10 protein-coding genes are annotated in these 12813 nt (G+C 49.6%); 1 reads left to right on the top strand and 9 read right to left on the bottom strand.

Going from position 1 to position 12813, the window contains the following annotated elements; translation table 11 throughout:
• Positions 1–79: 79 nt before the first annotated feature.
• From WJT86_RS01820 to WJT86_RS01780, 9 genes are all read right to left on the bottom strand, one after another.
• Positions 80–901 (bottom strand): ABC transporter ATP-binding protein, encoded by an 822-nt coding sequence (locus WJT86_RS01820; protein WP_346335781.1) that lies wholly within the window; start codon positions 899–901, stop codon positions 80–82.
• 9 nt (positions 902–910) lie between these two features.
• On the bottom strand, positions 911–1741 hold the full coding sequence (locus tag WJT86_RS01815) for an ABC transporter permease (protein ID WP_346335780.1): 831 nt from the start codon (positions 1739–1741) through the stop codon (positions 911–913).
• A gap of 6 nt (positions 1742–1747) precedes the next feature.
• A complete protein-coding gene (locus WJT86_RS01810) occupies positions 1748–2725 on the bottom strand; it encodes an ABC transporter substrate-binding protein (protein ID WP_346335779.1) in 978 nt (325 codons plus the stop codon).
• A 213-nt stretch (positions 2726–2938) separates the two neighbouring features.
• Positions 2939–4048 (bottom strand): ABC transporter substrate-binding protein, encoded by a 1110-nt coding sequence (locus WJT86_RS01805; RefSeq protein ID WP_346335778.1) that lies wholly within the window; start codon positions 4046–4048, stop codon positions 2939–2941.
• A gap of 21 nt (positions 4049–4069) precedes the next feature.
• Positions 4070–5509, bottom strand: a complete 1440-nt coding sequence (locus WJT86_RS01800) for a sensor histidine kinase (RefSeq protein WP_346335777.1) — start codon at positions 5507–5509, stop codon at positions 4070–4072.
• A complete protein-coding gene (locus tag WJT86_RS01795) occupies positions 5499–6170 on the bottom strand; it encodes a response regulator transcription factor (RefSeq protein ID WP_346335776.1) in 672 nt (223 codons plus the stop codon). The genes WJT86_RS01800 and WJT86_RS01795 overlap by 11 nt, the downstream gene beginning before the upstream one ends.
• Before the next feature lie 99 nt (positions 6171–6269).
• Complete coding sequence (locus WJT86_RS01790; protein ID WP_346335775.1) at positions 6270–7337, bottom strand: ABC transporter ATP-binding protein; 1068 nt, start codon at positions 7335–7337, stop codon at positions 6270–6272.
• The gene (locus WJT86_RS01785; protein WP_346335774.1) at positions 7330–9099 is read right to left on the bottom strand and encodes an ABC transporter permease; all 1770 of its coding nucleotides are present in this window, start codon (positions 9097–9099) and stop codon (positions 7330–7332) included. The genes WJT86_RS01790 and WJT86_RS01785 overlap by 8 nt, the downstream gene beginning before the upstream one ends.
• Positions 9100–9222: 123 nt before the next feature.
• A complete protein-coding gene (locus WJT86_RS01780) occupies positions 9223–10287 on the bottom strand; it encodes an ABC transporter substrate-binding protein (protein WP_346335773.1) in 1065 nt (354 codons plus the stop codon).
• 496 nt (positions 10288–10783) lie between these two features.
• Between WJT86_RS01780 and dnaK the strand changes: the two genes are divergently transcribed.
• Complete coding sequence (dnaK, locus tag WJT86_RS01775) at positions 10784–12694, top strand: molecular chaperone DnaK (protein ID WP_346335772.1); 1911 nt, start codon at positions 10784–10786, stop codon at positions 12692–12694.
• Positions 12695–12813: the final 119 nt, after the last annotated feature.

Genomic DNA, 12813 nt, shown 5'->3' with positions numbered 1-12813 from the left:
GTAAGGTTGCTTTTTATTCAAAATACTTAATGAGGCAGTATATGAGGCTGCCTAAGGGTGCAGCCTCATATTTCTTTATTTAGTCAAACGTTCCACCACGTCGCTCATCCTCAGAAAAGCGCTGATGCTCTTCCATCACAAGCGCGCCCAGTTTACGTTTCATATCATTGAAAGCGGCTGAACTTGTATCTCTGGGGCGGGGGATATCAATAGTGATATCGGTTTTAACCGTGCCCGGGCGGTAAGTCAGGACAACAACCCGGGAGCCCAGATAAATCGCTTCTTCGATTGAGTGCGTTACAAAGATGATCGTCTTGCGTTCTTCTTCCCATATCCGCAGAAGCTCATCCTGTAACGAGCGACGCGTCAGGGCATCCAGTGCCCCGAACGGTTCATCCATCAGCATGATCGGTGGATCAAGGGCAAGAACGCGGGCAATAGCAACGCGTTGACGCATACCGCCAGAAAGGTCTTTCGGAAAACGATTACGGAAATCGCTTAAGCCCAGCTTCTGCATGAGACGTTCAACGATCGCCTCACGTTCAGCTTGCGGCGTTCCCTTGATTTCAAGCCCAAAACCAATGTTTTTGGCAACATCCATCCATGGAAACAGGGCATATTCCTGAAAGACCATGCCACGATCCGGACCCGGCTTTGTTACCGAAACATCCTTAACCAGAATATCCCCGGTAGATGGCAGAGAGAACCCGGCAACGGCATTGAGAAGTGTCGACTTACCGCAGCCTGATGGCCCCAGAAGACAGACAAACTCACCATGCTGGATCGTCAGATCAATATCTTTCAGAGCAACAACACCCGTTTCAGCATCACCGAAAACCTTGTTGACACCCAGAACCTTGATTTCATGCGTACCTGCGACAGAGGTCATAGACATTTCCATTTCTTCCTCCTAGCTGCCGATACCGCGATGCCAACGCAACAGGCGCCGGTTCAGACGGTCCATAAACAGGTCAATCATCAACCCCAGAAAACCAATGGTAATCATACCCGCGATCACTTTGTCAGACCACATGTACTCACGGGCTTCCAGAATACGGTAACCGACACCACTGTTAACGGCGATCATTTCAGCAACAATCACGCAGATGAAAGCCGTGCCCATACCAACGCGCATTCCTGTCAGGATGTAAGGCGTTGCAGCAGGCAGCACGACACGTCGAAACATGGTCATCTGGTTTGCGCCCAGGTTTTGGGCGGCACGGATATAGATGCTGTCAACATTTCGCACACCTGCAATCGTGTTAATCAGAATTGGAAAGAAGGCGCCAATACTAATCAGGAAGAAGGCCGGAGGGTTTCCAAGCCCAAACCACAACATTGCCAGAGGAATATAGGCAATGGGCGGAATGGGACGCAGGAACTGAATGAGCGGGTTCATAAGATCATTGGCAAGTTTGCTTGCACCCATCCAAAGCCCTAATGGCAAAGCCAAGACACCACCAATCGCAAAGCCAACGATGACACGATATAAACTTGCCCATGCATCATGAGGGAGCTCTCCTGAAAATGCCCATGTCAGCCAACTGCCCTGAGCTGGATCATAAGACGCATGAGGGAGCAGATATTCGAACCAGCGCAGGACAACTGCAATTGGAGAAGGCAAGATTGTTGGCTTCACAAATCCGAATGACGACAGTCCCTGCCATAGAACAAGTACTATGACAGGAACAATGGCTCCCTTGATTGAAGAGAGCGCTTTAAAGCTAGACGTTTGAAACATTGCGGATTACTTCGCACCGATTGCAGCTTTGGCAGCTTCAAGCTGATCAAGCTTGACCCAGTCTTTGGCAACAGGTGGGTTAGCCATACGACCAACATTGTACTTCTGCATCAGGTCGGTTGTTTTCTGTACGTGCTCAACCGTGATGTTGTAGGTGAACGGAGAGTTGCCAATCGCGTCTTTATAATCCTGCGATGTAATCTGCCCCTTGAACATTTGCTCACGAACGTATTTCTCGGCCAGTGCCGGGTTTTCAATGAATGTCTTGGTTGCTTCAACAAACAGCTGCAGTACGCGTTTCGCAACATCCGGTTTGTTCTTGTACATCTCTTCAGTCATTACCAGAGCGCGAACTGGCATACCGAGTTCTGTGTCATAAGGCTTGAGCAACTCAACACCAAAACCCTGACTGATTGCCTGGCTGGCCTGTGGTTCAGACTGGGCCATGGCATCAATATCACCGGCATTCAATGCCTGATTTAGATCAGCAAAAGCCATATAGACAATCTGGACATCCTTGCCCGGCTTATCTGACCAGGTGAGATTGTACTTATTCAGTTCGGCGAACAGCAAAAGCTCGTGCGCACCACCACGGGCCACACCAACTTTCTTGCCCTTAAACTCTGAGATGCTTTTGATATTGCTGTTTTTGCCGACAACAATACGCGCACCGCCTTCAGCAAAGCCAGCCACTACGAAAGTCGGCACACCCTGAGCACGCCCTGCAATGGCCGCATCAACAGCACTTGCTGCGATATCTATCTGGCCTGAGACAATCGCAGGCGTAATGTCAATCCCCTTCGCAAACATGCGCTCATCAATCTTGAGGTTATATTTTGGAGCAATCTCTTTCATATATGAAATTGCACCATAATGGGCGAACTTGAGATTTCCCAGACGAACCAGATCTTCGGCATGAGCAGATGAGATCATTGCACATGAAGCAACGGCCAGCGCCAGAAGCTGTGAAAGAATACGAGACATACGTCCCTCCCTATATTTTTTGTTTTTAACGTGCCCGAATAATTTCGGGCATCGCCAGATTATGCGTATACAAACCATAGGTTCGTATACTCAGGCCTTTGTGTCCTGAAGCGGTATCCTTGGACACCATAGGGAACAGCGTCAAGAATTCCTGTCTAGTGCTTTAGCCGAAGCCGTTGGAGAGTATGAGTGATTACCCGGGAAATATAAGTTTTAGGGTGCAGCTGTTGGGTGCTTGATATCAATCATCAATCGGCTCCAGTCTGCAATAAACCGTCGCCGCTGGGCCTCATCCTGCATAGCCAGCAAAGCCGGGCCGATACGAATTGGCCGTGAGATACCAGATTCTTCCAAAGTCTTTGGGCCATCCACCCCTTCGGGCAGATTAGCATCTTTATGGAAGAAGAAAGCTTCACGACGCGCGACCTCCTGCCCACGTTCTGACAAAAGATAATCAATGAACCGGGCTGCAAGCGCTGGCTGTTTCGAGGTTTTCGGAATAAGTGCGCCACGGCTCAGAATAAGTGCATAATCGCGCGGCACAACGACTTTAAGATCAGGGTTCTTCAAAGAAGCCGCATAGGCATATGAACCAATAATATTATAGCCAATATACAAGCGACCACTGGCGACTTCATCAAGGGAGCTATTCGTACAGCAATGTACTTTAACCTCTGCACGGCTCATGCTTTCAATCAGCCGCCCGTGAATGGATGATGGCTGGCGCGTATCTTCAAAAGCCAATTGATATCCAACACCCGACACGCGGATATCATAGGTACCAATTCGCCCCCGGTAATAGTCTATCCGTTGTCTGAGGAGGTCTGCCAGTGCAGCATGTGTCCGTGGGACATCATCAGGTGGCACCAGGTGCGCATTGTACACAAAGACAATAGGCTCAAAAGTGAAACCATAAATCTCGTTTCGCCAATTTGCCCAATCTTCAACCCGTTTTGTTTCTGCTGAGACATGGGCAAGAGCGCAACCATCATTTGCCAGCTTAACGAGTTGATCAATGGCAGATGAGATCAGCAGATCACCAATAACTGCCTTGTTCTGACAGGTAATCTCAGCCTTATCCTGTAAATCATTAGTAACATATTCAACAAAATCGATTGCAATATCCGGCGCTGTTTTCTGGAAATCCCTGATCAATGGTTCCATTGCAACCGTGTCGGTCGCAGCATGAATTTCAAGCCGGGCGGTTTCTGTCTGGAGAGCTGGAAAATGAGCCGTTTCCCCTTCTGACGCCTGCGCGGAAGAATAAACCAATCCGACCAGTAGAAGAGTAAAGCACAGCTGGATCAGACGATATAAACTCATTTCCAAAATGCCTTTCGCATCCTAAGACTGCTGACTTGCAAATGGTGCCTGACTGGCAAGCCGCATATAACGTGCCTCTTCAGCATTCAGACATGGAAGTTCAAGGATAACCGTAAACCCTCTGCGATCAGCTTCCTTTTCACGAAAGCGTAAACGGCCGCCATGGGCTGTCAAAACCTCTGAGGCAATGGCAAACCCCAAGCCTGAACCACCTTCGCTGTGTTTTGAACTTTCAAATCGTCGCGTTACATGCTCCCATTCATCCGGGGGTATGCCGGAGCCATCATCCTCAACTTCAACCGTGGCTTGATCTTCTGCCATACAAACCCGAACTTCGAGCCGTGATTGGGTACCGTGGCGCAGAGCATTATCAATAACATTGACAATGGCCTCACGCAGACTGACCGCATCAGCCAGAATGATCGGGTCATCATCCGGAGCTTCAAAAGAAACAATGATATCGGGGTCAAGCGTGATTGGAACGGCCGCGCGAAAAGCCTGCCGTGTCACATCAATAAGATTGTAAGGCTTTAACTGCACGGAATCCGCACGATGGATAACCATTGCATGGCTTAAAAGCTGATTGGTTAGATGCGCAAGTTCACTGGTCCTCTGCTGAATACGCTCAAGATGCTGCCGACCTGAAGCATCCAGCTTTTCACTTTCAAGCAGATCAATCTGCGCAGACAAGGCTGTCAGTGGTGTCCTGATCTGATGCGCTGCATCTGCCACAAAACGCTGAAGCAGCGAAACACGCTCATTAAGGCGATGCATGAAATGATTAATTGACCCAACAAAGGGCTTTAGTTCCCGCGGAACCGGAACGTTAACCGGTGTCAGATTACGCGGATCGCGACGCCGTAACGTCATGCCAAGTTCTTCTAAAGGCTGTAAGGCATAACGAATGGCCAACATTGCTCCAGCAAGCGCTACAAGGCTCATGACAACAACAAGTAAAGATGCCTGGAGCGTCAGTTTTTCTGCCTGCGCCCGGCGGGCTTCTGTTGTTTGCGCAACAATAATATGAACACGTCCGGGAACGGCAGGATCAGATAATGTTCGCGGTACAATGGCTATCCGAACCTGCTCTCCCTTATACGTTCCTGTTTCCAGCACAGGTTTTGTCTGAATTTTATCAAGTGCTTCTTTGGTTTTCAGATCATTATAGCCCGTCAAAGTCTGATTGGAGGGGCCAACAATGCGGTAAAAAATACGATCGCTCTCAGCAAGGCCCAGCAGCTGGAAAGCTGAAGTTGGCAGTGTCGCAACAATAGCACCGGATTCAACGGTCAGGTTTTCTGAAATCTGCAGGGCAGCACCAAGCAGCAATCTGTCATAGGCATCATCCGCAGCCATACGTGCATAATACCATGCCGCACTAATGAGAATGGCCGCACCAAATGCCAAAACGAGGCAAATGCGTAAAGCCAGACGTCTGAAAAGTGAAGGTTCAGGTCTCATCAGGCACCAGCTGATAACCAAGGCCCCGAAGCGTTACAATACGCGCCTTTGCCCCCTCAAGTTTTTTTCGCAGACGCCCAATATAAAGCTCAACAGCATTCGAATTGACGGTTTCTTCAAAGCCAAAAAGCTTATTGAGCAATTCATCCTTGCTGAAAATCCGCCCCGGTCGTGATGCCAGAATCTCGAGGAGTGTGATCTCCCGCCTTTTCAGCTGTATTTCCCGCTTACCAATTTTGACAGATCGGTTGGAGAGGTCGAGGGTAATATCACCACAGGTTATGGTGTTGGTTGCCTCACCACTCCCCCGGCGCATCAGAACGCGAGCCCGGGCTTCAAGCTCTCTGAAATCAAAAGGTTTCACCAAGTAATCGTCTGCACCAAGGTCAAGCGCTCCGACACGGTCATCAATTTCGGAACGCGCCGTCAGCATCAAGACCGGCGTCGTATTTTTGGCGCTTCGTAATGTCGTAAGAATATCAAAGCCGCTTAAGTCGGGCAGCATGACATCAAGAATAACCAGATCGTAAGTCGTGAAGGACAGAACTTCTGCTGCGGCTTTTCCATTTGTTTCCCAGTCGACAGTGTGACCTATCGCTTCAAAACGGCGGGTTATAGCCTCACCAACGTCAAATGTATCTTCGACAAGCAGTATTCGCATGGCTAAGGAGGTATGGCGGCGATATTACTTTAGCAATACAGCCCTTAGGATGAGAGTATCTCCCCTTTCCAACGTACTGGAAAGGGGAGGTTTTTGATATCAGGCTGCTTCGTGGAACAGCCAGACACTTTCACGCGGGATTTCAGCCCAAACCTTGCCGGGTTGAACCATCTTGGGCCCGAAGGCTTTCGCCTCCAGCTCACCACAAGTCAGGCGATATTCCCAGCGGTCACCCAGATAGAGGCAGGCTTCCAGCTGCATTTCAATACGATCAGGCGCAGGGGCCCCGTGAACAGCAATCTGCTCAACACGGATAACCGCTTTACCCTCAGCATTATTGTCGCCACCATTGCCAACAACAACACCATTCAGTGACCAGTTCGGGCCAATGATACGCGCACCATCTGCATGATGTTGAATGCGCCCTTTAGCGACATTATTGGCACCCAAGAAGTCAGCAGCATAAAAGCTTGCTGGCTTGGAATAGATATCCTGTGGCGTGCCTTCTTGTACAATGGCACCATTGCGCAACAGCAGAATGTTGTCGGAAGCAGCAAGTGCTTCTGACTGGTCATGGGTCACAAGCACACCACAGATTTCCAAATCAAGAACCAGTTTGCGTATCCAGTAGCGTGCTTCTTCACGCAGCTTGGCATCAAGATTTGATAATGGTTCATCCATCAGCAAGACCCGTGGCTCATAGACAAGAGCTCGGCAGATCGCGACGCGCTGTTGCTGTCCACCAGAAAGCTGGTCAGGATAACGCTCAGCCAAATGGCCAAGCCCCATGCGCTCCAGTGTTGTCTGAACCCGCTTATAGGCATCAGCTTTATTCACATTACGAAGTTTCAGACCGTAAGCAACGTTCTCCAGAACCGTCCGATGTGGCCAGAGCGCATATGACTGGAACACCAAGCCGATATTGCGGTTTTCCGGTGCCATCGTCAGGCGGCTATCGCTGTCGAACACGACCGCGTCGCCGATACTGATACGGCCAACTTCAGGCTGCTCCAGTCCCGCAATACAACGCAGCAGGGTTGTTTTGCCACTGCCCGACGCGCCGAGCAGTGATACGATAGAACCGCGATTTGCGGAGAAATTGGCACCTTGCAGAATATGCAGACCACCAAGATATTTATGAATATTGCGAACAACGAGCTCAGTCATGGATTTTGGCTCCGAGACGAAGGGCAAGACTTAAACCCAAACCTGTGAGAAGAATGCTGACAAAAGCCAGAGCAGCAATGGTATCCATAGCGCCCGACTGCAGCTGTGAAACAATGAGAGAACCGATGACTTCTGTTCCCGCACTCATCAGATAAATGCCGGTTGCATAGTCACGTAAAAAAACGATCATGATCAGTGCCCAGGCGGCTACGAGGCCCGGCCGGATAATCGGAATGGTGACATCACGCCATGTCCGGCTGATTGTTGCACCCGTCGTGCGTGCTGCTTCTTCAAGCTCTGGGCTAACCTGCAGCAACGTTCCCTGCAGAAGCCTCAGACCATAAGAAAGACCAACGATAATATAGGCTGCGAGCAGACTGATCAGCGTTGTTCTGAGCGGCACCAGAAATGGCACGAACAGAAACAGCCAGAAGAAGGCCAGACCAATAATCAGACCCGGCATGGCTCGTGGCAACAGAACCAGATAATCAAGTACAGAGCTTGATATACCGCGGTTCCTGTGACCAGCGAGGCCAATCATCAGGTAAATAACAATGGCTAAACCGCCACCAACTACCGAGAGAATGATTGTGTTGGTAATACCGCGGAACAGGCTTGGTACCTCAACCAGATTGGCAAAATGCCGAACCGTCATATGCGCAAACGGATTAATCCCCTGCCCCCATGCATCAACGAAGGCACGTAACACAATACCACCAATTGGCAGGAGCACTGAGACAAATAGCCAGAGCCCAATGATCGACAGCGCAATAATCTGACCACCTCGACCAAGCCGCATCACCGTTGTCCGTGCACCTTTGCCACCCAAGGCAGCATAGCGACGACTATGACGCAGCAGGCGGCGCTGGTACCATACCAGCGGTAGGGTCAGAAGCACCAGCAACATAACGACAACCGCCATCAGCTGATACATCGGAACCCCAAACAGCGAGGTCAGTTTGTAGACATAGGTTGTCAGAACAACAATACCGCTTGGGTCACCCAGAACCAGCGGAATACCAAACATCTCAAAACCGATCAGCAGGTTGAGAGCCGTTGCGAAAACCAGTGCTGGCAGGACCATCGGCACCGTCACATCCCAGCATACACGCCAGATAGGCGCACCGGTTGAGCGCGCTGCCTCTTCCAGATCCGATGGCAGGTTACGCATCGCAGCAGACACATAAAGATAGACATGCGGGACATGTGATAGACCTGTCACGATCACAATGCCAGCTAGCGAGTACAGTGACCACGGTGCACCACCGAAAACATCGCGAAACAACATCGTGATAAATCCCGAAGGCCCAACGGCAACCGTATAACCGAATGCCAGAACAATCGGCGAGATAAACATGGGCACCAGTACGATGATTTCCAGAAACTTCCGGAACTTCACATCCGTACGGGTGAGAAGAAATGATAACGCTGCCCCCAGTGGGCAGGCGATAGCAACCATCCCGAAGGCCATGATAATGGTGTTCCACAAAGCCGAGTAGAACATCTCATCCGTCAGGATGTAAGAATAGGCGCTTAAAGCCAGCTTGGCATTGGCGTCGAAAAATGGGCCATCCAGAAAACTCTGATACGCAATCAGAACAATCGGGGCCAACACGGCAATTGCCAATAATCCAATGACAATTCTGCGAAAATTTTGTGCTTCCCCCGCGCGTGGGATGGAAGGTGGGATGCGCGACACATCATCAGCAGCGACCTTATTGAAAGGCGGCGTTGATGTTGCGGAATGAGTATAGGCCGTCATGGCACTCCTCCTGAAACACCGTTGTTTTCAGCCTGATGACTGCACAACAGCTTTCTCTTTTGTGAGAGAGTGCGGCTCTGGAACACTAACCAAAGCCGCATTTCTTCGCTCCGAAATCGAGGGTTAGCTCTTGATCGAAGCACGCCATTTTTTCAGGAAGTCCATCCGCTTCATCGGGTCCATAAACTCAAGACGGGATTGATCAAGCGGGATTGGTTTCAGATTACCGCCAACACGTTCATTAAGTGTGTTGATGTTAAAGCCATCTGTCACATCTGTTCGAAGTGATGGTAGCCCCTTGGCCGCAATGGCATCCTGACCTTCCTTCGACAGTAGGAAGTCAAGGAATAGCTGTCCTGCATTCGGATGTGGCGCATTCTTGATTACAGCTGCAACACGTGAAAAAGCAGGAGTATAGTCAGTGCCAAAGGCAACGCCGAGATTAGGAGAATCCTTTACCCAGTCGAAAGCATAAGAACCTATCAGGTTGAATGAAAGAATGTTTTCGCCTGACACCACGGTTTCACGCATGGCTCCACTTGCTGAATAAGTTTTTCCGCCCGCAGCGCCAAATTCAGCAACGAGATCCCAGTAATTACCGGTCTGCTTCATATCATTTGTCTGGATCATGAAACCGACACCCGACTTCTCAGGGTCAAAAGTACCGACACGCCCTTTTGCCTTATCGCTTTTCATGAAGGCAATCAGATCAGCACGTGTCTTTGGCACTTCATTTTCCGGCAGAAGTGTCTTGTTATAGATCATGCCAATCGGCTCAATTGTCGTGGCATAAACGGTGTCATTGTAATGTGCCCAGCTGGGCAAAGCCGGAATTTCTGGGGATTTATAGGTTGCGAGATAACCATCCTGAGCCAGCTTAACGGTCTGATCCATGGCTGATGTCCATAGGAAATCGCCACCAACCTGTTTGGCCGCAGCTTCCGAGATTACACGATTGTAAACACCATTGGTGCCGAGATCATTATAATCAACCCGAATTTCAGGATACTTACGCTTGAAGGCATCGAGCAATGTCTGTGCCTGAGACATATCGGTTGCCGAATAAATCGAAACAACACCTTCCTTCTTGGCGGCCGCAACAAGCTCATCACTTGCAGCCCAGGCCGGACCAAAGGAACACAACATGATCAGTGAGGCACTACAGACACCTCTGACTACTGGCAACATATGTTTTCTCCCTATAACCTATTGATTTTTAAATAGTAATTTATAAGAAAACGAAGACTTCCAAAGATATCCCGTCATATGCTGATGTTTGAATTTCTCTCAAAAACGCGCCTCTCAATCCTAGCGCTATTATTTTAAAATCCTCTTTGGAGTCAGGTTCTCTTGAAGCAAGCCTACAACCAGAACCTGTCACGGAACTGTCATCAAAAATCAGACTTTCTTCTGATACGGCATTGCCAATGGATAATGGTTTGAAAAGTGAAAAGTCGCAGAAAGTAAAGAAAACAGATTATCTTAGGCCCGTAAGACTAAAAAAATTGCACTTCTTTCTAGATTCAATTCGTGGATGGTCTTGCGAGGTGCATTCAAGGTTCTTATATGAGCTATGCACGGGTTGGAACGGTTCAGTTCCCGCCCTGAAATCTTAAAATCATCAGCCATGGGCCGGACGGCTTCGGAGTCCGGCGGTCTGCTTGAGGAAATGAGGGATCCCGCCATGGGTAAAGTTATCGGTATTGACCTTGGTACAACAAATTCCTGCGTTGCAGTAATGGAAGGTACAACTCCAAAGGTTATTGAAAATGCGGAAGGGGCCCGTACAACCCCATCTATCGTCGCTTTCACGGACGACGGTGAGCGTCTCGTTGGCCAGCCGGCCAAACGTCAGGCTGTCACAAATCCGGAAAATACACTTTTTGCAATTAAACGCCTGATTGGCCGTACTTATGATGATCCTTTAACACAGAAGGATAAGGGTCTTGTTCCTTACAAGATCGTCAAAGGCGGCAATGGTGATGCATGGGTATCTGCAGAAGGTAAGGATTATTCTCCTTCGCAGGTTTCTGCTTTCACTCTTCAGAAGATGAAAGAAACCGCTGAATCCTATCTGGGCCAGACTGTAACACAGGCTGTTATTACAGTTCCTGCATACTTTAACGATGCTCAGCGTCAGGCAACCAAAGATGCTGGTAAGATTGCCGGTCTTGAAGTTCTGCGTATCATCAACGAACCAACAGCAGCAGCTCTGGCCTATGGCCTTGACAAGAGCAGCTCCGGTACAATCGTTGTTTATGATCTTGGTGGTGGTACGTTTGACGTCTCCATCCTCGAAATCGGTGATGGCGTTTTTGAGGTGAAGTCTACAAACGGCGACACCTTCCTTGGTGGTGAAGATTTTGACAACCGTCTGGTTGAATATCTTGCTGCTGAGTTCAAGAAGGAACAGGGTATTGACCTGACAAAGGACAAGCTCGCCCTTCAGCGCCTGAAGGAAGCTGCAGAAAAGGCCAAGATTGAACTGTCTTCTGCAACACAAACCGAAATCAACCTGCCATACATCACGGCTGATGCTTCCGGTCCTAAGCACCTTGCTCTGAAGCTGTCTCGTGCAAAGTTCGAGTCTCTCGTTGACGATCTCGTTCAGCGCACAATTGAGCCATGCAAGAAGGCACTGAAAGACGCAGGTCTTTCAGCTGGTGAAATCAGCGAAGTTGTTCTGGTCGGCGGCATGACACGTATGCCTAAGATTCAGGAAGTCGTGAAGAAGTTCTTTGGTAAAGAGCCACACAAGGGTGTGAACCCTGATGAGGTTGTTGCCATTGGTGCCGCCATCCAGGCCGGTGTTCTTCAGGGCGACGTTAAAGACGTTCTGCTCCTCGACGTTACTCCGCTTTCACTTGGTATCGAGACACTCGGTGGTGTCTTCACACGTCTGATTGACCGTAACACGACCATTCCGACCAAGAAGAGTCAGGTCTTCTCGACGGCTGATGATAATCAGAGCGCCGTGACCATTCGTGTTTTCCAAGGGGAACGCGAAATGGCTGCCGACAACAAGATGCTTGGCCAGTTTGATCTGATGGGCATTCCGCCAGCACCACGCGGCGTTCCACAGATTGAAGTAACATTCGATATCGACGCAAACGGCATCGTCAATGTCACAGCCAAAGACAAGGCAACCGGTAAGGAACAGGCAATCCAGATTCAGGCCAATGGTGGTCTGTCTGATGCTGACATTGACAAGATGGTCAAGGAAGCTGAAGCCAACGCTGCGGAAGATAAAGCCCGCCGTGAAATGGTTGAAGCCAAGAACCACGCTGAAAGTCTCATCCACACAACCGAGAAGTCACTCGAAGAGCATGGCGACAAGGTGTCCGATGAAGACAAGCAGGGTATCGAAACAGCAACTGACGCTCTGCGCTCAGCTTTGGAAGGCGCTGACCTTGAAACAATCAAGGCCCGCACAACAGATCTGATGCAGGCTTCCATGAAGCTTGGTGAAGCTATGTACAAGGCTTCACAGGCTGCTGGTGAAGGTGGCGAAGAAGCTGCTGGCGACCATCAGGAAGAAGACGTCATTGACGCAGACTTCCAGGAAGTCGACGACGAGGCTAAGAAAAAGGGCTAATTCAGCCTGATTTCATGAAGCACCAGAAATCCCCGGACTCAATACATCCGGGGATTTCCTCTAACGAATGTCACCAGATTTACATTCGTTACAGATGAAACAAAGCAGTATAAACGGCT

It is taken from the genome of Hohaiivirga grylli (assembly GCF_039655745.1).
Taxonomy (GTDB): domain Bacteria; phylum Pseudomonadota; class Alphaproteobacteria; order Rhizobiales; family Beijerinckiaceae; genus Hohaiivirga; species Hohaiivirga grylli.
The sequence above is the reverse complement of the archived record's forward strand: the minus strand, read 5'-3'. Positions and strand labels throughout refer to the sequence as shown.

Coding starts and splice junctions, on each gene's coding strand:
- WJT86_RS01810 (WP_346335779.1), bottom strand. CDS start 2,725: ATGTCTCGTATTCTTTCACAGCTTCTGGCGCTGGCCGTTGCTTCATGT.
- dnaK (WP_346335772.1), top strand. CDS start 10,784: ATGGGTAAAGTTATCGGTATTGACCTTGGTACAACAAATTCCTGCGTT.
- WJT86_RS01815 (WP_346335780.1), bottom strand. CDS start 1,741: ATGTTTCAAACGTCTAGCTTTAAAGCGCTCTCTTCAATCAAGGGAGCC.
- WJT86_RS01805 (WP_346335778.1), bottom strand. CDS start 4,048: ATGAGTTTATATCGTCTGATCCAGCTGTGCTTTACTCTTCTACTGGTC.
- WJT86_RS01780 (WP_346335773.1), bottom strand. CDS start 10,287: ATGTTGCCAGTAGTCAGAGGTGTCTGTAGTGCCTCACTGATCATGTTG.
- WJT86_RS01795 (WP_346335776.1), bottom strand. CDS start 6,170: ATGCGAATACTGCTTGTCGAAGATACATTTGACGTTGGTGAGGCTATA.
- WJT86_RS01820 (WP_346335781.1), bottom strand. CDS start 901: ATGGAAATGTCTATGACCTCTGTCGCAGGTACGCATGAAATCAAGGTT.
- WJT86_RS01790 (WP_346335775.1), bottom strand. CDS start 7,337: ATGACTGAGCTCGTTGTTCGCAATATTCATAAATATCTTGGTGGTCTG.
- WJT86_RS01800 (WP_346335777.1), bottom strand. CDS start 5,509: ATGAGACCTGAACCTTCACTTTTCAGACGTCTGGCTTTACGCATTTGC.
- WJT86_RS01785 (WP_346335774.1), bottom strand. CDS start 9,099: ATGACGGCCTATACTCATTCCGCAACATCAACGCCGCCTTTCAATAAG.